This is a genomic window from Nocardioides taihuensis, assembly GCF_042657275.1.
GTDB lineage: Bacteria > Actinomycetota > Actinomycetes > Propionibacteriales > Nocardioidaceae > Nocardioides > Nocardioides taihuensis.
In genome coordinates, this window is sequence record NZ_JBHSKD010000012.1 from 39598 (window position 1) to 65054 (window position 25457).

The 25457-nt window shown below is 74.6% G+C and carries 22 protein-coding genes; 13 read left to right on the forward strand and 9 right to left on the reverse strand.

What is annotated here, in order from left to right; all coding sequences use genetic code 11:
- Window positions 1–65: 65 nt before the first annotated feature.
- Entirely contained in the window at window positions 66–1517 is a 1452-nt protein-coding gene (locus tag ACFPGP_RS12675) for an MFS transporter (RefSeq protein ID WP_378590633.1), read from the reverse strand.
- 216 nt (window positions 1518–1733) lie between these two features.
- Between ACFPGP_RS12675 and ACFPGP_RS12680 the strand changes: the two genes are divergently transcribed.
- Both ACFPGP_RS12680 and ACFPGP_RS12685 read left to right on the forward strand, forming a co-directional pair.
- A complete protein-coding gene (locus ACFPGP_RS12680) occupies window positions 1734–2849 on the forward strand; it encodes a flavin-containing monooxygenase (RefSeq protein WP_378590635.1) in 1116 nt (371 codons plus the stop codon).
- Window positions 2846–2989 (forward strand): hypothetical protein, encoded by a 144-nt coding sequence (locus ACFPGP_RS12685; protein ID WP_378590637.1) that lies wholly within the window; start codon window positions 2846–2848, stop codon window positions 2987–2989. The genes ACFPGP_RS12680 and ACFPGP_RS12685 overlap by 4 nt, the downstream gene beginning before the upstream one ends.
- 10 nt (window positions 2990–2999) lie before the next feature.
- Here ACFPGP_RS12685 and ACFPGP_RS12690 read toward each other — a convergent pair whose 3' ends face one another.
- Both ACFPGP_RS12690 and ACFPGP_RS12695 read right to left on the reverse strand, forming a co-directional pair.
- Window positions 3000–4319, reverse strand: a complete 1320-nt coding sequence (locus ACFPGP_RS12690) for an HNH endonuclease signature motif containing protein (protein WP_378590639.1) — start codon at window positions 4317–4319, stop codon at window positions 3000–3002.
- 415 nt (window positions 4320–4734) lie between these two features.
- Window positions 4735–5325, reverse strand: a complete 591-nt coding sequence (locus tag ACFPGP_RS12695; protein WP_378590641.1) for a TMEM175 family protein — start codon at window positions 5323–5325, stop codon at window positions 4735–4737.
- Between the two features lie 88 nt (window positions 5326–5413).
- Here ACFPGP_RS12695 and ACFPGP_RS12700 point away from each other — a divergent pair, with 88 nt between their 5' ends.
- Entirely contained in the window at window positions 5414–5917 is a 504-nt protein-coding gene (locus tag ACFPGP_RS12700; RefSeq protein ID WP_378590643.1) for a mycothiol transferase, read from the forward strand.
- 88 nt (window positions 5918–6005) lie between these two features.
- Complete coding sequence (locus ACFPGP_RS12705; RefSeq protein ID WP_378590645.1) at window positions 6006–7205, forward strand: NAD(P)/FAD-dependent oxidoreductase; 1200 nt, start codon at window positions 6006–6008, stop codon at window positions 7203–7205.
- Between the two features lie 57 nt (window positions 7206–7262).
- Here ACFPGP_RS12705 and ACFPGP_RS12710 read toward each other — a convergent pair whose 3' ends face one another.
- Genes ACFPGP_RS12710 through ACFPGP_RS12720 form a run of 3 tightly spaced genes read right to left on the reverse strand, consistent with a single transcriptional unit; the run spans window position 7263 to window position 9855 of the window.
- Window positions 7263–7685: a hypothetical protein gene (locus ACFPGP_RS12710; protein ID WP_378590647.1), complete on the reverse strand. Its 423-nt coding sequence runs from the start codon at window positions 7683–7685 to the stop codon at window positions 7263–7265.
- Window positions 7682–8983 (reverse strand): flavin monoamine oxidase family protein, encoded by a 1302-nt coding sequence (locus ACFPGP_RS12715; protein ID WP_378590649.1) that lies wholly within the window; start codon window positions 8981–8983, stop codon window positions 7682–7684. Before ACFPGP_RS12715 ends, ACFPGP_RS12710 begins: the two co-directional genes overlap by 4 nt.
- Window positions 8980–9855 carry a DICT sensory domain-containing protein gene (locus tag ACFPGP_RS12720; protein ID WP_378590651.1) on the reverse strand — a complete coding sequence of 292 codons (876 nt, stop codon included), beginning with the start codon at window positions 9853–9855 and terminating at the stop codon, window positions 8980–8982. Before ACFPGP_RS12720 ends, ACFPGP_RS12715 begins: the two co-directional genes overlap by 4 nt.
- Window positions 9856–9966: 111 nt before the next feature.
- Here ACFPGP_RS12720 and ACFPGP_RS12725 point away from each other — a divergent pair, with 111 nt between their 5' ends.
- From ACFPGP_RS12725 to ACFPGP_RS12735, 3 genes are read left to right on the forward strand one after another with little or no spacing between them, the layout of a single operon-like run.
- Entirely contained in the window at window positions 9967–11067 is a 1101-nt protein-coding gene (locus tag ACFPGP_RS12725) for a YihY/virulence factor BrkB family protein (RefSeq protein WP_378590653.1), read from the forward strand.
- Between the two features lie 37 nt (window positions 11068–11104).
- Window positions 11105–11554, forward strand: a complete 450-nt coding sequence (locus ACFPGP_RS12730) for a PGPGW domain-containing protein (protein ID WP_378590655.1) — start codon at window positions 11105–11107, stop codon at window positions 11552–11554.
- Window positions 11555–11570: 16 nt separating this feature from the next.
- Window positions 11571–12299, forward strand: a complete 729-nt coding sequence (locus ACFPGP_RS12735; protein ID WP_378590658.1) for an ANTAR domain-containing protein — start codon at window positions 11571–11573, stop codon at window positions 12297–12299.
- A 42-nt stretch (window positions 12300–12341) separates the two neighbouring features.
- On the opposite strand, the gene ACFPGP_RS12740 is transcribed toward ACFPGP_RS12735, so the two are convergent.
- Window positions 12342–13580: a glucose-1-phosphate adenylyltransferase family protein gene (locus ACFPGP_RS12740; protein WP_378590660.1), complete on the reverse strand. Its 1239-nt coding sequence runs from the start codon at window positions 13578–13580 to the stop codon at window positions 12342–12344.
- A gap of 136 nt (window positions 13581–13716) precedes the next feature.
- On the opposite strand from ACFPGP_RS12740, the gene ACFPGP_RS12745 reads away from it, so the two are divergent.
- The 6 genes from ACFPGP_RS12745 (at window position 13717) to ACFPGP_RS12770 (ending at window position 23432) form a co-directional block, all read left to right on the forward strand.
- On the forward strand, window positions 13717–13890 hold the full coding sequence (locus ACFPGP_RS12745; RefSeq protein ID WP_378590662.1) for a CsbD family protein: 174 nt from the start codon (window positions 13717–13719) through the stop codon (window positions 13888–13890).
- 53 nt (window positions 13891–13943) lie between these two features.
- Window positions 13944–14090, forward strand: a complete 147-nt coding sequence (locus ACFPGP_RS12750) for a GPGG-motif small membrane protein (protein ID WP_378590664.1) — start codon at window positions 13944–13946, stop codon at window positions 14088–14090.
- A 214-nt stretch (window positions 14091–14304) separates the two neighbouring features.
- Window positions 14305–17634: an exodeoxyribonuclease V subunit gamma gene (gene recC, locus ACFPGP_RS12755; RefSeq protein ID WP_378590666.1), complete on the forward strand. Its 3330-nt coding sequence runs from the start codon at window positions 14305–14307 to the stop codon at window positions 17632–17634.
- Window positions 17631–20978: a UvrD-helicase domain-containing protein gene (locus ACFPGP_RS12760; RefSeq protein ID WP_378590668.1), complete on the forward strand. Its 3348-nt coding sequence runs from the start codon at window positions 17631–17633 to the stop codon at window positions 20976–20978. Before recC ends, ACFPGP_RS12760 begins: the two co-directional genes overlap by 4 nt.
- A complete protein-coding gene (recD, locus tag ACFPGP_RS12765) occupies window positions 20975–22738 on the forward strand; it encodes an exodeoxyribonuclease V subunit alpha (RefSeq protein ID WP_378590670.1) in 1764 nt (587 codons plus the stop codon). The genes ACFPGP_RS12760 and recD overlap by 4 nt, the downstream gene beginning before the upstream one ends.
- A 55-nt stretch (window positions 22739–22793) precedes the next feature.
- Window positions 22794–23432 carry an ACT domain-containing protein gene (locus tag ACFPGP_RS12770; RefSeq protein WP_378590672.1) on the forward strand — a complete coding sequence of 213 codons (639 nt, stop codon included), beginning with the start codon at window positions 22794–22796 and terminating at the stop codon, window positions 23430–23432.
- A gap of 51 nt (window positions 23433–23483) precedes the next feature.
- Here ACFPGP_RS12770 and ACFPGP_RS12775 read toward each other — a convergent pair whose 3' ends face one another.
- Complete coding sequence (locus ACFPGP_RS12775; protein ID WP_378590674.1) at window positions 23484–24605, reverse strand: FAD-dependent oxidoreductase; 1122 nt, start codon at window positions 24603–24605, stop codon at window positions 23484–23486.
- Between the two features lie 36 nt (window positions 24606–24641).
- Window positions 24642–25388 (reverse strand): class I SAM-dependent DNA methyltransferase, encoded by a 747-nt coding sequence (locus tag ACFPGP_RS12780; protein WP_378590676.1) that lies wholly within the window; start codon window positions 25386–25388, stop codon window positions 24642–24644.
- Window positions 25389–25457: the final 69 nt, after the last annotated feature.

Consider the following 25457-nt stretch of genomic DNA (forward strand, 5'->3'; position numbering starts at 1 on the left):
TACCCCTAGGGGGTATGTGTGACGGGGAACGTAGCATACCCCCTCTGGGTATGCAACGGTAATGCTTAGTGGTGGCCGTGGCCGTGGCTGTGGGCGCCGGCGGCGGTGCGGCGGGGGACCAGCGCGGTCGGCACCAGCAGGGCCAGCAGCAGGACGGCGACGGCGACGAAGGCGTCGGCGTACCCGGAGACCAGGCCCGCGCGGGTGGTGAGGTCGCCGGCGACGACGGTGACCAGCGCGACGCCCATCGCGGCGCCGACCTCGTGGCCGGTCATCATCACGCCGCTGGCGAGGCCGGAGTCCTCGGCGGGCACGTCGCCCATCGCGCCGACCGAGATCGCCACGAACATCGGGCCCACGCCGGCGCCCAGCACCAGGAAGCCGGGCAGCACGTCGGCGGCGTACGTCGCGTCGGCGCCGGTCGTCGACAGCAGCAGGGCGCCGGCGGCCGAGACCACGAGGCCGGCCGCGATCAGGGCGCGCGGGCCGGCGTGCGGGAGCAGGTGCGAGGCGACCGCGGCGCTCACGGTGATCGCGGCGGCGAGGGGCAGGAACTGCAGGCCGGTCACGACCGCGGACGACCCGAGCACCTGCTGGAGGTAGAGCGAGCTGAGGAAGATCGCCCCGACCACGGCACCGGTGACGCCGGCCATCACGGTGGATGCCGAGACCAGCGAGCGGACCCGCCAGGTGCGCGGCGGCACGAGCGGGGCTGTGACGCGGCGCTCGACGACGGCGAAGGCCGTCAGCAGTACCACCGCGACCGCGGCGCACACCAGCGTGCGGGGGGAGTCCCAGCCGTGGCTGCCCACCGACTCGACGGCCTCGACGAGGGCGACCAGGCCGCCGACGAGGGTGACGGCGCCGGGCAGGTCGAGGTCACGGACCCCGGCCCTCGCGCCGCCCCCGGCAGGGACGCTGCGCAGGGTGCCGAGGAGCACGACGACGCCGATCGGGACGTTGACGAAGAAGACCGCGCGCCAGTCGAGGGCGCTGGTGAGCAGGCCGCCGAAGAGCACGCCGGCGGCGATGCCCATGCTGGCGACCGTGCCCCACACGGCGAGCGCCGCAGCGCGCTGGCGCCCGGCGTACGTGGTCATCACGACCGACAGGGCGGCCGGGGTGAGCAGGGCGGCGCCGGCGCCCTGGGCGGCACGCGAGGCGATCAGCGCGGTGGCGGAGTCGGCGAGGCCGCTGGCGAGCGAGGCGCCGGTGAAGACGACGAGGCCGGTCAGGAAGACGCGGCGGCGGGCGAACAGGTCGGCCATGCGCCCGCCGAGCAGCAGCAGGCCGCCGCTGAGGAGGACGTAGGCGCTGACCACCCACTGGTAGGACGAGCTGCTGAGGTGGAGGTCGTCGCCGATGCTCGGCAGCGCGACGTTCACGACGCTGACGTCGAGCACGACCATGAACTGCGCGGCCAGCATCAGGCCGAGCACGGTCCACGGGCGTCGTACCTCCACGGGGACGGGGTGGGCGCCGTGCGGCGGGTGGGTGCCTGCCTCGGTGGTGGACATCGGAGCTCCTGGGGATCGGGGCGGCTCGGGTGCCGCCGGTCCCAGAAGCGTCGGTCCGGGACCACCGGGGTCGCGCCGGGGAAATCGCCGGGTTCTCGGCCGGGTCCCGGCGCCGGTCCGCCGGGTGCGGATCCCGGTGATTTCACCGGCGCGACCCGGTGCCCCGGATTCCTAGCGTGGGGACACCCGATCAGCCACCACCCCGGAGGACCCGCCATGAACCAGCACGACGCGCTCGACGTCCCCGATGACCTGGACGCCATCGTGATCGGCGCCGGCCAGGCCGGCCTCGCCACGGCCTACCACCTGCGCCGCCGCGGGCTGCGCTTCGTCGTCCTCGACGCCGGCCACGAGGTCGGCGGCAGCTGGCGCGAGCGCTGGGACTCCCTGCGGCTCTTCACCCCGGCCGAGCACGACGGCCTGCCCGGGTGGGCGTTCCCGGCGCCGGCCGGCAGCCACCCGACGAAGGACGAGGTCGCCGACTACCTTGCGTCCTACGCCGCGCGCTTCGCCCTGCCCGTGCTGCTCGAGCACCCGGTCGAGCGCCTCGAGCGCGTCGACGGCACCTACGTCGTGCACACGCCCCACGGCAGGCTGCGCGCGCCGCAGGTCGTCGTCGCGACCGGTCCCTTCCAGGTGCCGGTGGTCCCGGCGATCGCGTCCCGTCTCGGCCCCGACGTCGTCTCGATGCACAGCTCGGCGTACCGCAACCCGGCGTCCGTGCCCGACGGCCCGGTCGTCGTGGTCGGGGACGGCAACTCCGGTCGGCAGATCGCCCTCGAGCTGTCCGCCACCCGCGACGTCACGCTCTCCGCCGGCAGTCCGCCGCTCGAGCTCCCCCAGCGGCTGCTGGGCCGCGACCTGTTCTGGTGGCTGACCCGGCTCGGCGTCGTCACCCGGACCGCGGACTCCCCGCTCGCCCGCCGCATGCGCGAGCGCGGCGACCTGGTGATCGGCACCCCGCTGCGACGCCTGCGCCGCGCCGGTGTCGACGTCCGCCCCCGTGTGGTGGCCGCGACGCCCGACGCCGTCCGCTTCGCCACCGGGGGCGTGGCCCGACCGGCCGCGGTGGTCTGGGCGACCGGCTTCCGCACCGACCACGCCTGGATCGACGTCCCCGGTGTCGTCGAGTCCGGCCGCGTCGTCCACGAGCGCGGCCGCACCCCGGCCCCGGGCCTCTGGTTCGTCGGCCTGCCGTGGCAGCACACCCGCGGCTCCTCGCTCCTCGGCTTCGTGCAGCACGACGCCGCCTGGGTCGCCTCGCACCTGACCGCCCGCTCCACCTCCACCATCACCACGAGCACCACAACACGAGAGGAAGTCCCGGCATGAACCTCCACCACGACCTCGCCAGGGCGGAGATCGCCAGCCGTCTCCAGCACGCCCGTCACGCCGAGCAGCTGCGCCTGGCGCGCGAGTCGCGCGCCCGCCGGCCCCGTCGCCGGTTCGCCCGGCGCCGTCCGTCACGCTGAGCCGTGACCCTCACGTCCTCCGGTGGAAGGTGACCTTGCCGTCGGGTCGGGGGGTGTGGGTGAAGCGGGGGTCGTGGATCCAGGTGTGGTGGCGTCGGCACAGCAGGCGCCCCTTCTCCACGCTGGTGCCTCCACCCCGGGACCAGGCGGTGTCGTGGTGGGCCTGGCAGGCGGCCGGTGGCCGGTCGCAGCCCACGGCGGTGCAGCCACCGTCGCGCAGGGCCAGCGCGATGCGTTGCGGTTCGGTGTGGAAGCGGCGCTTCCGGCCGAGGTCGAGGACCTGCGACCTCCCACCCAGCACGGCGGGGATGATCCCCGCCTGACACGCCAGACGACGCGCCTGGGCCGCGGAGATCACCCCACCGGTCGACAGGCCCGCGGCCTCGAGCCCACCCAGGAGCGACTCGACGGTCATGGTCACCACCACCGTGGCCGCCACCCCACCGCCGGTGGCCGGCAACCGGTCCACGGGGTAGCGCTCCACCCACGCCGCGAACGCCAGCCCGCGCCGGTGCGGCAGCGGCTGGGCCTTCGTGTCGGTGTCACCGGTGTCTCCGGTGTCACCGGTGTCTCCGGTGTGCTGGGCGTGGACCAGGGCGTCGAGCTGGGTGCGCAGCATCGCCCCCTGCAGGGCGGGCAGGGTGAACCGGCCGTGCACCCGGCCGTGGCCGTCCTCGGACATCGTGAACCGCGCCGACGCGTTCGCCTGGGCTTCCTCGGCCTCCAGCAGCCGCGCCTCGTGGGCCTCGGCCACCTCCGGGGCGACGACCTCCAGGATCCGGCGCCCCAGGACCTTCAACGCCTGCGCGTCATGCTCCCCCGCCGCGGCGATCAGGTGAAGGCGTGCCTCCTGCCGGACCTCGGGGTCCACCAGCACCGGGGACAGCGCGTCCACCGCGTCGACGATCACCCGCGCCTGCTCCGGCAGCACCCGCCCCTGCGCCAGGGCGTCCAAGACCGGCTCGTGCTCCCCGTCCAGCGCCACCGCCAGCTTCACCCTGCGATGCGCCACCGCACGCGTCTGCCGGGTCGCTACCGCCCACCAGGCACCGGTCGTGGTCGCACCCACCGCCTCGCCGGCACCGACCCGGTCGGCGTGGGCGACCAGTCGCAGCTCCAGCTCGGCCACCCGCGCCGCCAACCGGGTCACCTCCGCGAGCGTGTCGCGGACCTGCCCGCCGTCCAGGCTCCACACCGGCGTCTCGGCCAACGCGTCCAGCTCGGCATGCAACCGCGCCACCGCCGCCGCCACCGGATGCCCCGGACGCACCGGGGGCTCCGGGGCCGTGCGCCCCGGCAGCGCCCAGTCGGTCTCGACGGTGGTGGTCATGTGGTCCAGACAACCAGCGACCACCGACACTTCCGACCCCGGAACGTCAAGATTCGAGCACAAGTTCGATCAAGATTTGCGTCAGACTTTCGCGCATCCTGGGCTGGTGTGGTCGGGAGGAACGGTTGGCATGCCGTTCTTGCCGAGCTGCGGTACCGCAACGCGCGCATGACGGCGGGCGACGCTGGCCGAGAACCGTTCGGCCCGCTCGGGCATGGGATCAGCGCTTGTCGACGACGAGCTGGGCAAGACGCAGTCGCCTCGCCGGGGTCAGGGTCGCCTCAGCGTGGGGTACGCAGACTGTCGTGGTGAAGGTGGGTGCCAGGTAGCTCCACGCCTCACCCGGAGGTCCTCTTCATGGGTAGCCGACCCGCACTACCTACGTTCCGAGGTCAGAACGGCGAGGGTGGGCGCCTCACTCCGCCTGGCGCGCGAGGTAGCGCTCGACCCGGCGGTCGGGGACGACCCACATCAGCGCCACGAGGACGTACGGCACCAGCCCCACCCACGGCTCGGTGAACAGCGCCAGCAGGATGCCGAGGGTGTAGAGGAGCAGCGAGAGCTGCTCCTTGGTCGTGCGGCCGAAGGCCTCACGCAGCTTGTCCCGCTGGCCCGGCAGGCGGGCCATCATGTGTTCGAGCACGTAGAACGACGCACCCGCGGCGAGCAGGTTGATGCCGTAGGCCACGACCGGCACCTGCGCGAGCTCCGACTCGTCCATCCACGCCGTCGTGAACGGGTAGAGCGACAGCGAGAACAGCAGCAGCAGGTTGGCCCACAGCACGCCGCCGTCCACCTCGTCGCAGATCTGGAAGAGGTGGTGGTGGTTGTTCCAGTAGATGCCGATGTAGACGAACGACAGCAGGTAGGTCAGCAGCCCGAGCCCGGTCGCGTCCCAGAGGTCCGACCACTCGTGGCCCTCGGGCACCTCGAGCTCGAGGACCATGATCGTGATGATGATCGCGAGGACGCCGTCGCTGAACGCCTCGAGGCGGTTCGAGCCCATGGCGGCACTGTAGGGGCCGCCGGCTCTGCAGCGCGCCGACGTGGTCTCGACAGGCTCGACCGACGTCGACCGGCGTACGTTCGGGGGCATGACTCCTGCCGACCTCCTCGTGGACGCCCTCGGCCGCACGGCCGGGAACATCGGGTCCCTGCTCGCCGACGTCACCGACGACGAGCTCCTCGCGCGGCCGAAGCCCGACGCCAACTCGATCGCCTGGCTGGTGTGGCACCTGACCCGGGTGCAGGACGACCACGTCGCCGACGTGGCCGGCGCCGAGCAGGTGTGGACCGGCCAGGGGTACGCCGACCGGTTCGGGCTGCCGCTCGACGTCGCCGACCACGGCTACGGGCACACCAGCGAGCAGGTCGCGCTGGTCCGGGCGCCGGCGGACCTGCTCGAGCAGTACCACCACGCGACCTTCGAGGCGACCGTGGCCTTCGTGCAGACCCTCTCCGCGCACGACCTCGACCGCGTCGTCGACGAGCGGTGGGACCCGCCCGTCACCCTCGGTGTGCGGCTGGTCAGCGTCGCCGACGACTGCGCGCAGCACGCCGGCCAGGCGGCGTACCTGAAGGGCCTGCTGCGCGACTGACGTCCCTCCACGAGACGGGACCTTCGCCTCTGCCGTGATACCCCTGGGGGTATTAGCGTCCTCCGTACAAGGCCATCAAGGAGGAGTCATGCGCAAGCGGGTCCTGGTCCTCGGAGGGAACTTCGGAGGACTGACGGCGGCCCTCGCCGTCAAGCACGAGCTCGAGGGAGACGTCGACGTCACGGTGGTGTCGAAGGACGACCACTTCCTGTTCAACCCCAGCCTGATCTGGCTGCCGTTCGGCAAGCGCGACCGCGGGGACGTCACGTTCCCGATCGGCCCGACGCTCGACAACCACGACATCGACTTCGAGCACCACGCCGCCACGGGCGTGGACGCCGAGGCCAAGCAGGTCCAGCTCGACGACGGGCGGTCGCTCGGCTACGACTACCTCGTCATCGCCACCGGCTACCGCAACAAGACCGACGTGGTACCCGGCTTCCGCGAGAACGCCGTCACCATCACCACGCTGCCCGAGGCCGAGCGTGCGGGCGAGCAGTGGAAGAAGTTCCTCGACGACCCCGGCGACGTCGTCGTCGCCGCGACCCAGGGCGCCGGCTGCTTCGGCGCGGCGTACGAGTTCCTCTTCAACACCTCCTACCAGCTGAAGAAGGCCGGGCTGCGCGACCGGGTGAAGCTCACCTACGTCACCTCCGAGCCGTTCCTCGGCCACTTCGGCATCGGCGGGCTGCCGCACGGCGAGCAGATGCTCGGCATGTTCCTCGGCAAGGAGAACATCCAGTCGCGGATCAACGTCGGCATCGAGCACGTCGACGAGGGAGCCCTCGCGCTCGGCAGCGGCGAGACGCTGCCCTTCAAGTACGCGATGGTCGTGCCGCCGTTCCTCGGTCAGGACTTCCTGCTCGACAGCGGGCTGGCCGACGAGAAGGGCTACGTCAAGGTGCGCGACACCTACCAGACCGAGAAGTACGACGACGTCTACGCCGTCGGCATCGCGGCCGCCGTCGACGTCCCGTGGACCACGCCCACCCCCGTCGGCCTGCCGAAGACCGGCTTCCCGACCGAGGCCATGGCCCACGTCGCGGCGAAGAACATCGCCTCGCAGGTCAAGGGCGAGGTGCCCTCGGCGGAGAAGGCGTTCGGCGACATCAAGGCCGTCTGCGTCATGGACGCCGGCAACAACGGCGTGATCATCCTCGCCGACAAGATGCTGCCGCCGCGCAAGCACGGGGTGCTGATCCCCGGCCCGCAGGCGCACCTGATGAAGCTCGGCTTCGAGAAGTACTTCCTGTGGAAGATGCGCCACGGCTACGTGACCCTTCCCTGACCGGAAGTACCCCCGGACGGTCGCGGCGGCCAGGTGGCCGGCCGCCGCGACCCTTGCTCACCAGCGGGCCACGGCCGCCAGCGACGCGGCCAGCGCGGCCACCACGGCGGCGCCGAGGCGCACCCGGTCGGCGGCCAGCAGGCGTACGACGAGCCGCTGGTCACGCTGCCCCAGCCGCCCGTGCAGCGGCGCGGCCAGCCCGGCCGTGGTCAGCACGGCCACGGCGGCGGCGACGACCGCGGCGAGGCTCGCGGGCGTGACGTCGGTCGCGAGCACGGCGACGGCGCCGACGACCAGCGCGCCGTACACCACCGCCACGAGGGGTGCGATCGCCCGGCTGTGCCGGTCGTGCGCGACCACCCACCCGTCGTCGGGCACCCGCGCCAGCGCGGGGTAGACGACCAGCGTCACCGTGGCCTGGAAGCCGAGGTGCAGCCAGGTGGCCGCGACCAGGACGGCGACGGCGAGGTCGGCCGTCACCGCACCGCCACGGCCGGCGCGCCGCTGCGCAGCACGGCCCGGGCGGCGCGTTCGCCGCTCACCAGCGCTCCCTGGATCGACCCGGTGTCGCGGTGGTCGCCAGCGACGAGCACCCGGTCGGCCACGCGCTGCGGCCGTCGGGTCACGAGGGGTGCCGGCTGGGCCGGGAGCGCGTGCGGCACCTCGTGGCGGCCGACGGTCTCCCAGCTGGAGGTCACGCACCCGAGCAGGTCGCCGGCGTGGTGGCGCAGCTCGGCGCTGCCGGGCGCCGGTCGGCCGGGCCCCATCAGCGCGGACGCCGCGACGAGGTGCCGCCCGGTCGGGGCGTACGACGGCGCCGACGCCGAGACGACGGCGACGTTGACGAGCGGACCGGCGGCGACCGGGCGCGCGTCGACGTGCAGGTAGCGACCCAGGCGCCCGGGTGGTTGCCGCGTGGCGAACCACTCGGTCACCACGCCCTTCATCGCCGGCGCGGGGCAGCCGGTGAGCCGCTCGGCCTCGGGCGCGGCGGTCGCGACGACGACGTGTACCGCGCGCACGGTGCCGGCCGGTCCGGCGACCAAGACCCCGCTGCCGCCGGTCGTCAGGGACTCCGCCGGGCTGCCGAGCCGCACGCGCGCGCCCAGCGAGTCCGCGAGCTGGCGGGGCAGCGCCTGCATGCCGTCGGTCGGCAGACCGGGCACCCCGGCCAGGAAGGTGCGCACCAGCAGCTGGACGTAGCCGTCGGCGGTGCTGCCGTCGTCCTCCAGCAGCGTGCCGGTCAGGAAGCGCTCGGCCACCCGCCGCAGCACGCCGTCGGCCCCGGCCGTGTCGAGCGCGGTGCGCCAGGGCGGGTCGGTGTCGCGCTCGAGGTGCGCCGCGAGCCCGCGGCCGGACGGCGCCCGCAGCAGCGGCGCCAGCCAGCGGGCGAGGGCTGCTGCCTCGCGGGGGCGCGGCGCGACCTGGCGCAGCGTGCCGGGCAGCCGGCGCGGGTCGCGCAGCGGGTGGCCCAGGACGGCGAGGTCGTCACCACCGTCGCCGGTGCGCGCCACGACACCGGCGCCGAAGGGCTGCATGCCGAGGGCGTCGACGTCGACCCAGCGGCGTACGGCGGGGTAGGCGGGGTTGAGCAGCTGGAAGCCGCGGTCGAGGAGGAACCCGTCGACGCGGTCGGTGCGGATCCGTCCGCCCACCTCGTCGGCGGCCTCCCAGACCTCGACCTCGCGACCGGCGTCGACCAGGGCGCGGGCGCACCGCAGCCCGGCCAGGCCGGCGCCGACGACGAGGACGTCGAGCTCGCGGTCCGCGGTCGTCACCGGCCGCCGCCGTAACGGTCGACGTAGGCCACGATCCGGTTGAACAGGCCCGTGGTCACGGCCGGGTCGACGAGCGCCGGGCGCACGTCCCCGGCCAGGGACAGCAGCGCTGCGTCGGCACCGGGGGCGCCGGCGGCGGCCGCCTCGCCCAGCAGCACCCGCGACGCCTGGCGCACGACGGTCGCGTCGACGGTCCAGATCGACTCGAAGACCCGGTCGGCGTCGCGCACCGCGGTCTGGCCGGGCAGCTCGAACGCGGTCAGGGCCACGGGCAGCTCGGCGGAGTCGCACACCACCGTCCACTCCCGCAGGAGCGGCGAGCTCGCGTCGAGCGCCACCTCGGCCGGGGTCGCGCCGAGGTCGGCCTCGGGGAAGTCGGCGAAGACGTACGCCGCGCGCGCCAGCCGGGCCAGCGCCTCCCAGCGCGGCCGCGCCGAGCGGTAGAACTCCTCGGCCTGGAAGGTGCCGAGCAGCACCGGGCGGTCGGCCCGTGCGCAGAACTCGTCCTCGATCGCCCACGACAGCGCCAGCAGGGTCTGCTTGCGCAGGCGGTGGGTGACCAGCCCGGGGTGGCTGCGGCGGATGCGCGCGTAGACCGAGGAGGGCGCCGGCGGTGCGACGGGCCCCTGCCGCGCCTGCTCGATGGCCGAGCCGAGCCGGAGCCCGGAGTCGCGCAGGCGCACCGCCTCGCGCACGGCCGCGACCACGCTCTCGTCGTAGCGCCGGTGACCGCTGTCGAGGCGCGACGGCACCGGCCAGCCGTGCCGCTGCTCCCACATCCGCAGCGTGGCCGGGGCGACGCCCGAGCGCTCGCTGAGCTCACCGATGGTGAGGGTCCCCGTCGCGGGGCCGGTCTTCAACGCTGTGTTCACATTTGGGATGCTATATCTCCACAGGTCGTATGGGAAGTCGCGGGCAGCGGCGGGACGCGGGTCGCGCCTGTCGGGACCCCGTCGCGACCCGGCGTCCGCCAGACTGGCCCCATGGACGACGCGGGCCCCCAGCCGGGCGACGGGCCCGCCGACGGGCCGGTCGCCGAGCGCGACCACCAGCAGGGCGACAAGAACGACGGTCCGCGCATCGGCCCCGTGGACGACTTCCAGCGCCGGCACAGCGCGCTGGGCCTGCCGATCGCGGTGCTCTACAAGTACTTCGACGACCAGGCCACCTACCTCGCGGTGATCGCGACCTACTACGCGCTGTTCGCGATCTTCCCGCTGCTCCTCCTCGCCACGTCGCTGCTCGGCTTCGTGCTCGAGGGCAACACCGACCTGCAGCAGCAGGTGCTCGAGTCGACGCTGAGCCAGTTCCCCATCATCGGTGACCAGTTCCGCCAGCCCGAGGGCCTGACCGGGTCGACCCCGGCGGTCGTGCTGGGGGCGCTGGTGGCGCTCTACGGCGCGATCGGGCTCGGCACCGCCGTGCAGAACGCGCTCAACGTCGCCTGGTCGGTGCCGCGCAACAGCCGCCCCAACCCGTTCCTGCTGCGGATCAAGAGCCTGGTCATCGTGTCGCTGAGCGGTCTGGCCATCCTCGGCCTCACCACGCTGTCGATCCTCGCCAGCAACACGCAGGTGATGGGCGTGATGGACGACTGGCCGGCGCGGTGGCCCGTGCGGCTGCTCAGCATCCTCGCGGTCGCCCTGGTGCTGACGTTGCTGCTCCGCCTGGGCTCCGCGCGCAGCGACCGCACCCGCACCACGCTGCCGGGGGCGTTCCTGATCGCGATCCTGTGGCACGGCCTGCAGACGCTGGGCGCGGCGTACGTGACCAACGTGCTGGCCAACGCCTCCTCCCTCAACCAGACCTTCGGCCTGGTGCTCGGCCTGATGGCGCTGCTCTTCCTGGCCTCGGTGATGGGGATGCTCGGCGTCGAGCTCAACATCGTCATCGAGCGCCACCTCTGGCCGCGGGCGCTGCTGACGCCGTTCACCGACGCCGTGGTGCTCACCGACGCCGACCGCCGGGCGTACGCCGGCTATGCGCGGGCGCAGCGGCACAAGGGCTTCCAGCACGTGCTGGTCGACTTCGGTGACGGCCAGCCGTTCCGGCCGAGCGACCGCGACGAACGGCGCTCTGGGTGAGGTCGGGCACACTGTCCGCTGTGAGCTGGGGTGGGAGATGGCAGTGAAGTCGGCGGCCCGACGGGTGGCGCTCGAGACGCTCGGCTGGATCATGGTGATCGGGGGCATCGCGGCGATCCCGCTGCCGGGCCCCGGTCTGCTGATCCTGTTCGGTGGTCTCGCGCTGCTCTCGCAGCAGTACGAGTGGGCCGAGAAGCGGGTCGACCCGGTCAAGAACAAGGCGCTCAACGCGGCCGCCACCGGCGTCGAGACCAACACGCGGATCGTCATGTCGCTGCTCGGCATCGCGGCGATCGCCGCCTGCGGCGTGGTCTGGATCCTGCAGCCCGCCGCCCCGTCGTGGTGGCCGGTGGACGAGTACTGGTGGCTCTGGGGCGGCTGGGGGACCGGCTCCACGCAGATCGCCTCGGCGGTGGTCGGCCTCGGCCTGCTGGTCTACTCCATCCGGCGGTTCCGGATCCGCGGCGAGGAGCCCCCCGGGGACTAGCCGGTACTTTCGCGGGATGCGTGTCAGTCCGCTGACGGGTCGTCAGCACGACCCGGTCTTCCAGAGCCTCCCCGCCGCCACGGTCCTGATCGACACCGACCTGGTGATCCGTGCCGCCACGCCGACCTACCTCGGGGTCACCGGGCGTCGCGCCGAGGAGGTCGTCGACGTCGGCCTCTTCGCGGCCTTCCCGGAGGACCCCGAGTCCGAGGAGCCCGGCGCCGCTGCCTTCCTCGCCGAGCAGCTCGAGGAGGCGATGCGGCGGCGCAGCGGCCAGCGGGTGATCCCGCTGCGCTACGACATCCCCGACTCCCGGCGTCCGGGGCGCTACCTCGAGCGCAGCTGGCTGCTCACGCCGTCACCGGTCCACGACGACGGCACGACGTACGGCGTCTCGATGCGCGTGCAGGACGTCTCACCGGACGGCACCCGGCTGGCGGCGGCGCTCGACTCCTACGCCGACCTGCTGGCCGAGGTGGGGCGGAGCGCCGACGTCGCCGAGGCGCTGCGCGCCCTGGTGGGGATGGTCGAGGACCACGAGTCGCTCAACCGCGAGGTGGGGAACCTGCGGCGGGCGATGAGCTCGCGGCCGGTGATCGAGCAGGCCAAGGGCATGCTGATGGCCGAGAACCGCTGCGACGCCGACGCGGCGTTCGCCCTGCTCGCGAAGCTCTCGCAGGACCACCACGTGCCGGTCGCGGACGTCGCCGCGGCGATCGTCTACCAGGCCAGCCACCGCGCCTGAGGCCCTGCGCAGCCGCTCGGCACCGGGACGCGAGCGGCGCTCTCAGGCGGTGCTGCCGGGCTCCAGCCGCGCACCGGCCGGGACCCGGGCGCCGGCGGTGACCCGCGACCCCCGGCCGGCCAGCACCAGTCCGTCGTCGTCGCTGACGTCGTCCGCGGCCGCGCCCACGACGGCCCCGGCCTCGACCGAGCAGCCCTCGTCGAGCACCGCCCAGTCGACCGCGGCGCCGGCGTGCACCGTCGTCTCGGCGAAGACCACGCTGTCGCGCACCACCGCGCCGGCCTCCACCACGACGCCCGGCCCCAGCACGCTGCGCTCGACCCGTCCGGCGACGGTGCACCCGGCGCTGACCAGGCTGTCGACGAGGGCGGAGCCGTCGAGGAGCCGGGCCGGGGTCCGCTGCGGCTGGCGGGTGAGGATCGGCCAGCCCGGCTGCCCGAGCACGCCCACGTCGTCGAGCAGGACGTCGCGGTGCGCCGCGACGTACTTCATCGGCTCGCCGAGGTCACGCCAGTAGCCCGGCAGCGCGTGGGCCACGACGTGGCCGCGCTCGACCAGCCGGGGGAGCAGGTGGTCGCCGAAGTCGCCGAGGCCGGAGTCGCCGGGCTCGTCGGGGGTCTCGGGGTCGGCGGCGAGCTCGCGGTGCAATTCCTCCAGCGTCTCGACGAGCACGGCGGGGTCGTAGACGAAGATCTCGGTGGCGACCGTGGGGCCGGGCGGGTCCTGGGGCTTGTACCAGAAGTCGGTCACCCGCCCGTCGTCCGCGACCTCGACGACGGCGTGGTCGCCGGCGTCCTCGATCGGCACCTGGGTGGTGACCACGGTGCAGTCGGCGCCGCGCGCGCGGTGGGTGTCGAGGGCCTCGGTGAAGTCGAAGCGGTAGACGTGGTCGGCGCTCAGCACCACCACCAGCTCGGGGTCGGCGGCCCGCAGCTGGTCGCGCAGCCGGTAGAGCTCGTCGGCGTTGCCCTTGGCGAAGCCCTCCTCGTCGGTGGACCCGCTGCCCTCCTGCGGCATCAGCAGGCGCAGGCCGCCCGAGGTGCGGTCGAGGTCCCACGGACGCCCGTTGGAGACCTGCTGCTCCAGCGACGAGCCGAGGTAGCTGACCGAGAGCCAGACGTCGTCGATGCCGCTGTGCGTGAGGTTCGACAGCGGGAGGTCGACGAGCTGGAAGACGCCCGCGAACGGGAGCGCGGGCTTCGCGGTCTCGCGGGTGAGGACGTCCATCCGGCCGCCGGCTCCGCCGGCCTGGACGATGGCGAGGACCCGGGATCTGCTCATGCCGCGCATCGTGGCACGTCGCCGGTGGCGACCGGCACCGCGGGCGGCGGGCCGGGTGGGAGGGGCATGCGGACGCACCGTCCGGGGTACCTGACGGTGCCGCCGCAGACGCGTCGGCTCGATGAGGGGAGCCAGCATGGGTCTCAAGGACAAGGCCGAGAACACCGCCGAGGGCGTCAAGGGTCAGGCCAAGGAGCACGCCGGCCGCGCCGGTGACGACCGTGAGCTCGAGGCGGAGGGCAAGACCGACCAGACCAAGGCCGACCTCAAGCAGGCGGGGGAGAAGGTCAAGGACGCGTTCCGGAAGTAGTCCGGACCCGCGTTCACCAACCGTGGCCCTCGAGGCCCGGAGAGGGAGCAAAGATGGAGTTCATCCTCTGGATCATCGCGGTGATCCTCGTCGTGTCCGGGATCGTCACGATCCTGCGAGGCTCGATCCTCTGGGGGATCGTGCTGATCGTCGTGGGGCTGCTCGTCGGCCCCGGTGGCGTCAGCTTGTTCACGAAGTAGCACGACCCGCACCACCCGCAGCAGGCCGGCGCGAGCCGGCGACCAGTGACCACCGGGCCGCCACCCGGACCCGGTCCCTGACCCGTACGGGGCGCCTCACGCAGTGCGCAAGGCGGGGCCAGGGACCGGCCGCCGGGGGCGGCCCGGTTCGCTGTGTCGGGCCACGTCCGAGGACCTGCCGGGACCTGTCGGACCTGCGTGCGATGCTGCCCCGGTGACCCTCCGGCTCCACCGTGCACCGCGGACCGACCAGCTCGCCGACGCCCTCGGCGAGCTGCTCGCGGAGCCCCTCGACGACCCCTTCGCCGAGGAGGTCGTGGTGGTGCCGGCCAAGGGCGTCGAGCGCTGGCTCACCCAGCGGCTCTCCCACCGACTCGGCACCGGCCCGGCCGGCGGCGACGGCGTGTGCGCGGGGGTGCGGTTCCTCAGTCCGCGCTCGCTGGTCTCGCTCCTGCTCGGCCGCGAGCGCGACGACGCGTGGGACCCCGACCGCCTCGTCTGGGCGCTCCTCGAGGTTGTCGACGCCTCGCTCGACGAGCCCTGGTGCGCCGCCCTCGCCCGCCACCTCGGGCACGGGCTCGAGGGCGAGGAGGCCCTGCTGCGCCAGAGCCGCCGCTGGTCGGTCGCGCGGAGGCTGGCCGGCCTCTACGCGTCGTACGCCGTGCAGCGGCCGGGGCTCGTCACCGACTGGCGCGAGCGACGCGACGGCGACGGAGCCGGCGGCGAGCTCGACGACGACCTGCGCTGGCAGGCCGAGCTCTGGCGTCGCCTCCTCGACCGCGTCGGCGAACCGCCGCCCGACGTGCGGCACGCCGAGACCGTGGCCCGGCTCCGCGCCGGCGGCGAGGGGCTCGAGCTGCCGGCCCGGCTGTCGCTCTTCGGGCACACCCGGCTGCCCGCGACCGAGGTCGAGCTGCTCCGGGCGCTGGGCGGGGGCCGCGACGTGCACGTCTGGCTGCCGCAGCCCTCGCCCGCCCTCTGGGACGCGCTGGCCGACCTCGAGGGCCCGGTGCCCCGCGACACCGACCCCTCCGCCCAGCGGGTCGGGCACCCCCTGCTCGCCTCGCTCGGCCGCGACGCCCGCGAGCTCGCCCGGTCGCTGCACGGCGTCCCCGGAGACCTGGTCACGACGGGCGGCGAGCCGCGGGCGACCCTCCTGGGCTGGCTCCAGGCCGACCTGCGCGCCAACGCCGCACCCGACGCGGCGACCCGTGCGGGCCGGCAGGTGGCGCCCGGCGACCGGTCGCTCCAGGTGCACGCCTGCCACGGCCCGGCCCGGCAGGTCGACGTGCTGCGCGAGGTGCTGGTCGGCCTGCTCGACGACGACCCCACGCTCGAGCCGCGCGACATCCTCGTCATGTGCCCCGACATCGAGACCTACGCACCGCTGGTCTCGGCCGGGTTCGGCCTCGCCGACGTGGTCGAGGGCGTGGCCGGCGGCGGCCACCCGGCACACCGGCTGCGGGTCCGGCTGGCCGACCGGGCCCTCACCAGCACCAACCCGCTGCTCGCCGTCGCCTCCTCGCTGGTCACGCTGGCGGGCGGCCGGGGGACGGCGAGCGAGGTGCTCGACCTGGCGGCCGCGGAGCCGGTGCGGGCGCGCTTCCACCTCAGCGACGACGACCTCGCCCGGGCCACGGCCTGGGTCGGCGAGGCCGGCATCCGCTGGGGCGTCACCGAGGGTCAGCGCGCGGCGTTCGAGATGGGGGGCTTCCCCCACAACACCTGGCGCACCGGACTCGACCGGGTGCTGCTCGGCGTCGCGATGAGCGGCGACGACCACCACCACCTCGGCCGCGGGCTGCCGCTCGACGACGTCGCCAGCGGCGACATCGAGCTCGCCGGCCGACTCGCCGAGCTGCTCCACCGCCTCGAGACCACCCTCACCGCGCTGGCCGGCGCCGCGACCGTCGGCGACTGGATGACGGCGCTCCGCGAGGGCGTGCACGGCCTCACCGAGGTGCCGCCCGACGACGCCTGGCAGCTGCCGCAGCTCGAGCGCGAGCTCGCGCGGGCGGTCGATTCCGCGGGCGGCGACGGAACCGTCGCGCTCCGGCTGCCCGACGTACGGGCGCTGCTCGACTCGCGCCTCGCGGGCCGCCCGACCCGCGCCAACTTCCGCACCGGCACGCTCACGGTCTGCACGATGGTGCCGATGCGCTCGGTGCCCCACCGGGTCGTGTGCCTGGTCGGCCTCGACGACGGGCTCTTCCCGCGCGCCGCCGGCACCGACGGCGACGACGTCCTCGCGCGCCGCCCGCTGACCGGCGAGCGCGACGCACGCAGCGAGGACCGCCAGCTGCTGCTCGACGCGCTGCTCGCCGCCGACGAGACGCTGGTGATCACCTACACCGGCGCCAACGAGCACACCGGGGCGACCCGGCCGCCCGCCGTACCGCTGGGGGAGATCCTCGACGCCGCCGACCGCACGACCTCCGCGCCGGTGCGCGACCGGGTGCTGGTGCGCCACCCGCTCCAGCCGTACGACGCCCGCAACCTCGAGCCCGGCGGGCTGGTCGGCGACGAGCCCTTCAGCTTCGACCGCGCCGCGCTGGCTGCCGCCGAGGCCGCGGCGGGCGAGCGCTGCGAGCGCCCGCCGTTCCTGCCCGGGCCGCTGCCCGCCCGGGCCAGCGACGACGTCTCGCTGGCCGACCTCAAGGCGTTCCTCACCCACCCGGTGCGCACCTTCCTGCGCCAGCGCCTCGACGTCGGGTCCCCGCTCGCCGCCGAGGAGGTCAGCGACGCGATCCCGGTCGACCTCGACGCGCTCGAGGTGTGGGAGGTCGGCGACCGCCTGTTGCGCGAGGTGCTGGCCGGCCAGGACCCGACCGCGGTGATGGTGGCCGAGCAGCTGCGCGGTACGTTGCCGCCCGGCGGGCTCGGCACGCGCGCCCTGACCCGCGTCGTCGAGGAGTCGCAGCGCCTCTTCACGCGCACCGCCGAGCTCCGGGCCGGCACGCCGCGCAGCATCGACGTCGACGTCGACCTCGGTGACGGCCGGCGGCTGACCGGCACCGTCGGCGGCGTGCACGGCAGCCGGATCGTCTCGCTGGGCTACTCGCGGCTCAAGCCCCGGCAGCGGCTGCTCTCGTGGGTCGACCTGCTGGCCCTGAGCGCCGCCCTGCCCGACGAGTCGTGGACCGCCCACGCGGTCGGCCGCGACCGCGCCGGGCCCAAGCGGGCGCTGGCCGGGCCGCTCGACCACCGGGCCGTCGACTGGCTGCGCGACCTGTGCGACCTGCGCGACGAGGGGCTCCGCGCCCCGCTCGCCGCCCCCCTGCTGACCGCGCAGGCCTGGGCCGAGGCGCACGCGCTCGAGCTGATGGGCAACGACCGGCCTCCGGCGCAGGCCGCGGAGAAGGCGTGGCGCACCGACGCCAACAATTCCTTCGGCATCCAGGGCGAGGACGCCGACCCCGCCCACGTGCGGGTGTGGGGCGAGGGTGCGCCGGTCTCGGTGCTGCTCGACGCCGGCCTCGCGGCCCACGCGTGGCGGATCTGGGAGCCGCTGCTGACCGGCGGGGAGCGGGTGGCCGCGCTGTGACCCCGACCCCCGCGACCCCGCGTCCCGCCCCGTTCGACGTCTGCGGACCGCTGCCCACCGGCACCACGCTGCTCGAGGCCAGCGCCGGCACCGGCAAGACCTGGACCATCGGTGCGCTGGTCACCCGCTACGTCGCCGAGGGGGTGTGCCGGCTCGAGGAGATGCTGGTGGTCACCTTCGGCCGTGCCGCCAGCCAGGAGCTGCGTGAGCGGGTGCGGGCCCAGCTGGTCGAGGCCGAGCGGGCCCTCGCCGACGACCCGTCGCTGCCCGCGGTCGAGCCGTCGTCCCTGATCGACCTGCTCCTCGACGCGGACGCCGACGAGCGCGCGCTGCGGCACCGCCGGGTGACCGAGGCGCTCGCCGGCTTCGACGGCGCCACGATCGCGACCACCCACCAGTTCTGCTCGATGGTGCTCGACAGCCTCGGTGTCGCCGGCGACACCGACTCCCGGGCCCGCCTGGTCGAGGACCTCGACGACCTGCTCGTCGAGGTGGTCGACGACCTCTACCTGCGCGCCTTCGCGTGGGCCGAGGGCGATCCGGTCTTCTCGTTCGCCGAGGCGATGTCGATCGCGCGCACCGTGGTCGGCGACCCGCAGGCCCGCATCGAGCCGGCCGACGCCCCGCCCGACACGCCGGCCGGCCGGCGGGTGGCCTTCGCCGGCAAGGTGCGCGAGGAGATGGAGCGCCGCAAGCGGCGGCTCGGCATCCTCTCCTACGACGACCTGCTCAGCCAGCTCGCCGACGCGCTCGAGGACGCCGATGCCCCCGCCCGCGCGCGGATGCGGCAGCGCTGGCGGATCGTGCTCGTCGACGAGTTCCAGGACACCGACCCCGTGCAGTGGCACGTGCTCGACCGGGCGTTCTCCGGCCACGCCACGATGGTGCTGATCGGCGACCCCAAGCAGGCCATCTACGCCTTCCGCGGCGGTGACGTCGCCACCTACCTCGAGGCCGCGGCCACCGCCACCACCCAGCAGACGCTCGGCGTGAACTGGCGCAGCGACGCCGACCTGCTCGCCTCGCTGCAGACCGTGCTCGCCGGCGCCGAGCTCGGGGACCCCCGGATCGTCGTCCACGACGTCGAGGCGCACCACCAGGACTCGCGGCTGTCCGGGGCCCCGCACGACGCGCCGTTCCGGCTGCGCGTCGTACGCCGCGAGCACCTCGGGCGCCGCGGCAACGCGCCGCTGCTGGTCAACCTCGTGCGGCCGCACGTGGCCCGCGACCTGGCGCACGACGTCCGAGCCCTGCTCGCCTCGGGGGCGCAGTTCGAGGGGCGGCCGCTCGAGCCGCGTGACGTCGCGGTGATCGCCTACCGGCACGCCGACCTGGCCATGGCCCGGGCCGCGCTGCTCGAGGCGGGGGTGCCGGCCGTCATCGCGGGGGGTGGCAGCGTCTTCGCCACCCCGGCGGCGCGCGAGTGGCTCGAGCTGCTCGAGGCCCTCGAGCAGCCGCACCGCAGCACCCGCGCGCGCACCGCGGCGCTGACCTGCTTCGTCGGGCACTCCGCGGCCGAGCTCGCCGCGGGGGGCGACGACCTGACCGACGGGGTGGCCGACCGGCTGCGGCAGTGGGCCGACGTCTTCACCCGGCGCGGCGTCGCGGCGGTGCTCGAGGCGGCCACCGAGGCCGGGCTCGCCTCGCGGGTCCTGGCCCGGGTGTCGGGCGAGCGGCTGCTGACCGACCTGCGTCACATCGGCGAGGCGCTGCACGAGGTGGCCCTCACCGAGCGGCTCGGACTGGTCTCCCTGCTGGCCTGGCTGCGCGGCCAGGTCGCCGAGGCCGCCGACGGTCGCGGCACCGAGCGCACCCGCCGCCTCGACTCCGACGCCGCGGCCGTGCAGCTGGTGACCATCCACGCCAGCAAGGGGCTGGAGTACCCCGTCGTCTACGTGCCCGCGCTCGCCGACCGCAACGTCCCGAAGCCCTCGATGCCGCTCTTCCACGACGCCGAGGGCCGGCGCTGCGTCGCCGTCGGCGGACCGGGCGCGCCGGGGTGGGCCGACCACGTCGCGCGCTGGCAGGCCGAGGAGGCCGGCGAGTGGCTGCGGCTGCTCTACGTCGCGGTGACCCGCGCCCGCTCGCAGGTGGTGGCGTGGTGGGCGCCGACCCGCAACACCCCGGCCTCCCCGCTGCAGCGGCTGCTCGTCGGCCGTCGGCCGGGGCTGGCCGAGGTGCCCGCGGAGTTCGCCGTCGACAGCGACGACGACGTGGCCGCGTTCCTGGAGCGCTGGCACGCCGCCGGAGGTCCCGTGCCCGAGCCCGCCGTACCGGCCGACCCCGGCGACGAGCCGCCGCGGCCGCCGCAGCCGACGCTCGCCGTCCGCACCTTCGACCGCCAGGTCGACACCGCGTGGCGGCGCACGTCCTACTCCTCGCTGACGGCGGTCGACCTGCCCGTCGTGACGGGTGGCGTCGGCAGCGAGCCCGAGGTCGTCGCCCGCGACGACGAGGAGGTCGCCGAGGTCGCCGTGCTGCCCGAGCCGACGGGTCCGGCGGCGGAGGTGCCCTCGCCGATGGCGGGGCTGCCGGTGGGCGCGACGTTCGGCTCCCTCGTGCACGCGGTGCTCGAGCACGCCGACCCCGACGCCCCCGACCTCGCCGCCGAGCTGCGCGCCCACGTCGACGAGCAGCTCGTGCGGTGGCCGGTCGACCTCGGTGAGGGCGGCCCCGACGCGCTCGTCGACGCGCTGGTCGCGGTCTGCGACTCCCCGCTCGGCAGCGTCGCCCCGACCACGTTGCGCGAGGTGCCGCTGCGCGACCGGCTGCGCGAGCTCGAGTTCGAGCTCCCGCTGGCCGGCGGTGACCTCGCCCGGGGCGCCGCCGCCGAGGTGACCCTGGGCGACCTCGCGCCGCTGCTGCGCCGGCACCTGCCCGAGGGCGACCCCGTCCGTGGCTACGTCGACCAGCTCGCGCACCCGGTGCTCGGTGGCCAGCCGCTGCGCGGCTACCTGACAGGCTCGGTCGACGTGGTGCTGCGGCTGCCCGGTCCGCGCTACGTGATCGTCGACTACAAGACCAACTGGCTGGGCCCGCGCGACGAGCCGCTGACCGCGCACGCCTACCGGCCGGCGGCGCTCGACGCCGCGATGGGCCACTCCGACTACCCGCTCCAGGCGCTGCTCTACGCGACCGTGCTCCACCGCTTCCTGCGCTGGCGCCAGCCGGGCTACGACCCGGCGACCCACCTCGGCGGCGTGCTCTACCTCTACCTGCGCGGCATGTGCGGCCCGCGGACCCCGCTGGTCGACGGCGAGCCCTGCGGTGTCTTCGCCTGGCGGCCACCGGTGGCCCTGGTCGAGGAGCTGTCCGACCTGCTCGACGGGAGGGTGCCGGCGTGACCACCACCCTGTTCGAACCCGTCGGCGACCACGACTGGCGGCTCGTGGCCGGCGCCACCGGCCTGCTCGGCGACCTCAACCGCGCCGGCGTGCTCGAGGCCTCCGACGTCCACGTGGCCCGGCGGGTCGGCGACCTCGGCGACGAGAGCGACCCGTCGGTGCTGCTGGCCGTGGCGCTCGCCGTGCGTGCCGTGCGGCACGGCTCGGTCGCCGTCGACCTCGCCTCGGTGGCCGAGGTGGCACCGGAGCTGGCGTGGCCCGAGCCCGCGGCGTGGCAGGCCGCCGTGGCCGCCTCCCCCCTCGTCGCGGCCGGTGCGGTGCGGGTCGAGCACGGGCTGCTCTACCTCGACCGCTACCACCGCCTCGAGCAGCAGGTCTGCGCCGACCTGCTGGCGCGGGCCGACCAGGCGCCGCCGCGGGTGGACGGGCCCGCGCTCTCGGCGGCCGTGGAGCGGATCAGTCGCGGCCACCTGAGCGACGAGCAGCGCGACGCCGCCGTCGCCGCGGTCCGGCAGTGGACGACCGTCATCACCGGAGGTCCCGGCACCGGCAAGACCACCACCGTCGCGCGGATGCTGGCGCTCCTGGCCGACCAGGCCGACCGCCGCGGCTCGCGGCTGTCGGTCGCGCTGAGCGCCCCGACCGGCAAGGCCGCGGCCCGGCTGCAGGAGGCGGTCGAGACCGAGCTCGCCGCACTCACCGACGACGACCGCCGCCGGGTCGGCCGGCCCGAGGCGATGACCCTCCACCGGCTGCTTGGCTGGCGGGCCGACAACGCCACGCGCTTCCGCCACGACCGCACCAACCGGCTCAAGTACGACGTCGTGGTCCTCGACGAGTCCTCGATGGTCGAGCTGACGATGATGGCCCGGCTGCTCGAGGCCGTGCGGCCGCAGTCGCGGCTGGTGCTGGTCGGCGACCCGCGCCAGCTCACCTCGGTCGGCGCCGGGGCGGTGCTCTCCGACCTGGTGGCCGGTTTCGAGGGGGACCCCGCGAGCCCGGTCGCCTCGCTCAGCGAGAACTTCCGCGCCACCGGCGACCTCCGCGAGCTCGCCGAGGCCCTCCGTCTCGGCGACGCCGACGCGGTGCTGGCCCGGCTGCGGGCACCGTCGACCCAGATCGAGTTCATCGAGACCGACGACGCCGCGGGCGCTCTGCGCGCCGACACGGTCGCCTCGGCGCTCGCGGTCCGCCGGGCGGCCGAGGTCGGAGATGCCGCTGCTGCCGTGGCGGCGCTCGACGAGCACCGCCTGCTCTGTGCCCACCGCGAGGGACCCCACGGCGTACGCCACTGGAACCGGCAGGTCGAGGCCTGGCTGGGCGAGGAGCTCGGCCTCGACCTCCGCTCGCCCTGGTACGTCGGTCGGCCGCTGCTGGTGACCACCAACGACTACGCGCTCGAGGTCTACAACGGCGAGACCGGCGCGGTCGTGCTCGGCGACGACGGCCGGTTGCGCGCATGGATCGCCGGGTCGCGCGGCCTGCGCAGCTTCGCGCCGGGGCGGCTCGACGCCGTGGAGACCATGCACGCGATGACCATCCACAAGAGCCAGGGCAGCCAGGCCCGGCGGGTCACGGTGCTGCTGCCCGAGGCGGGGTCGCGGCTGCTGACCCGCGAGCTCTTCTACACCGGCGTCACCCGCGCCCAGGAGCAGGTGCGCGTGGTCGGGTCCGAGGAGGCCGTGCGGGCCGCGGTCGCCACCGACGCCCGCCGCGCGACCGGGTTGGTGCAGCGGCTGCGCGCCGCCCGCGCGACCTGACCGGCTGCTGGAACGATTCCCGGGCCGCGAGCGCGGTGTTGGCTACCGTGGGCGCATGTCCTTCCTCCTCCGCGTGGAGCTGCCCGACGTCCCCGGTTCGCTGGGACGGCTGGCGAGCGCGATCGGTGAGGCGGGCGGCGACATCGAGGCGATCGAGATCATCGAGAAGTCCGGCGACGGCACCGCCGTCGACGACGTGCTGCTCGAGCTCGTGGGCGGCACGATGCCCGACTCGATCGTGTCGGCGTGCACCGAGCTCGACGGCGTGCGCGTGCTGTGGATCAGCCGCTACGCCGCGGGCGGCAACGTCTTCCTCGACCTCGAGGCCGTCGAGGACCTGACGGCCCACCCCGAGCACGCGATGGACCGGCTGGTCGACCTGCTGCCGGCGGTCTTCCGCTCCGACTGGGGCGCCCGGGTCAGCAGCGACGGTCGCGTGCGGCACCGCACCGACGCGGCCCCCGACCACGTCTCGTGGGCCGACCTCGCCGGCACCGCGCGGCTGCACTCCGACGACGACGTGACGCTGCTGTGCGCGACGCGTGTCGACGAGGAGGAGATCGTGGTGCTCGGCCGGCACGGCGGCCCCGAGTTCCTCGACTCCGAGCTGGCCCGGCTCGGCCACCTCACCCAGCTGGCGCGCTCCATCCACCGCGCTCCGAAGGTCACCGCCGAGGTCGTCGAGCCCGCCTGACACCCCGCCTGTGGACAACCTGACGCTGACCCGCCGTTGGTTGACGGCGGGTCAGCGCGCGGAGCGGTGTCGGGCCAGGGTGAAGATCGCAGGGGGCTCGGCCACGCCGAGCACCAGGTCGCGCACCAGCTCACCGACCCACGGGACGAACTTGAAGCCCTCGCCGTTGAAGCCGGCGGCGACGGTGACCGGTCCGACCCGGTCGATGACGAAGTCGCCGTTGTCGGTGTTGTCGTAGACGCAGCTGATCGCTGTGGAGCGGTCGGCGTCGAGGCCGGGGAACCAGTCCCGGACGTAGGACCGCAGGACCTCGTCGCGACGCGGTTCCGGGAGGAAGTCGCGGTGGTCGGGGTCGACCACCACGCCACCGGCATGGAGCCCGACCTTGACCGTGCCGTCCTCGAGGAGGCCGTAGCTCTCGATCCGGCCCCACTCGCCCGTCTCGTGCCGCCAGTGCACGAAGCACGGCCACGCGTGGGCCGGGTCGCGCGGCTCGAACAGCCGGGGCTGTTCCTGGGTCGCGGTGATCGCCGGCATCGTCAGCACGCCGGCGAGCAGGGACGCCGTCCACGGGCCGGCGGTCACCACCAGTCGGCGCGCCCGGATCGTCTCGTCGCCGGCGCGCAGGCCGACGCCGTCACCGTCGCTGTCCACCGTGACCTGTTCGACCCGGACCCCCGTGCGGAACGTCGCACCGGCGTCGCGGGCCAGCCGCTGGAGGCCGGCCACCACACGGTCGGCGTGGATGACCGCGCCACCGGGCTGGAGGAGCACCGGGCCCTCGAAACGCATGCCGGGCCACCGGGTGGTGGCCTCTCCCGGGTCGAGGACCAGGTGGTCGACCCGGTGCTCGGTGAGCAGGCCGGAGAAGTCGGCGATCACCCCGGCGCCGAGACCGTGCTCGACCGCTCCCGTCACGGTCAGCAGTCGCGTGTCCAGCTCGGACTCGAGCTCGCCCCAGAGCGACCGCGCCTGCTGCGCCATCTCGAGGTAGTGGGTCTGCTCCGTGCCGACCCGGAAGATGCGGGTCCTGCCGTGGGATCCGCCCCGGTCGTGCCCGAGCCCGAGCTGCTCCAGCACGAGCACCTCGCGCCCGGACCTCGCGAGGGCACGGGCCGCGGCCGAGCCCATCGCTCCGGCGCCGATGACGGCCACGTCGTAGGAGTGGGTCACGCCGGCTCACGATAGCCGTGGCAGGCGGCGCGGAGCTCAGGCGGCCGGGAGCCTCCAGACCGAGACGTGCTGCTCGCTGTCCCCGGTGAACGGCGCGCGGTGCCAGTCGGCGTACCGCGCCTCGAGCTCCATGCCGGCCAGCCGCGCCATCAGGTCGAGCTCGGAGGGCCACACGTAGCGGAAGTGGTGCGCGCCGTACCGCATCCGGCCATCGGCCTCGCGCGTGTAGTGGTGGGAGACGGCGTCCTGGGTGGCGAGGTCGAAGGTGTCGAAGCCGACGTGGCGGTCGCTGACGTCGAAGGGCACGGCGGTCTGCCCGGGCGGGAAGCGGCGCAGCGGCGGGACCTCGACCTCGATCACGAACCGGCCACCCGGGGCGAGGTGCAGCGCGGCGTTCGCGAAGGTCGCGACCTGCTCGTCCTGGGTGCGCAGGTTCCCGATGGTGTTGAAGACCAGGTAGACGAGCGCGAACCCACCGGCCCCCCCGACCCGGGTCGCCGCCATGTCGCCGACGGCCACCGGGATCGTCGCCTCGCCGACCTTCTCGCGGAGCCTGGCCACCATCGGCGCGGAGAGCTCGATGCCGCTCACCGGCACCCCGCGCTCCGCCAGGGGTACGGCGACGCGGCCGGTGCCGATCGCCAGCTCCAGCGCGGCGCCGTCCCCGGCCAGGTCGGCCAGCAGGTCCACCGTCGGCCGGAGCACCTCCGGCGCGAACATCTCCGGCACCGCCTCGTCGTACCGCTCGGCGTCGTCCTCGTCCCACAGGTCGCTGCTCGTCACCCGCTGACCCTCCCCGGTCATCCACACCCTGTCGACCGAATTTGCGCTGACCCGCCGTTAACTAACGGC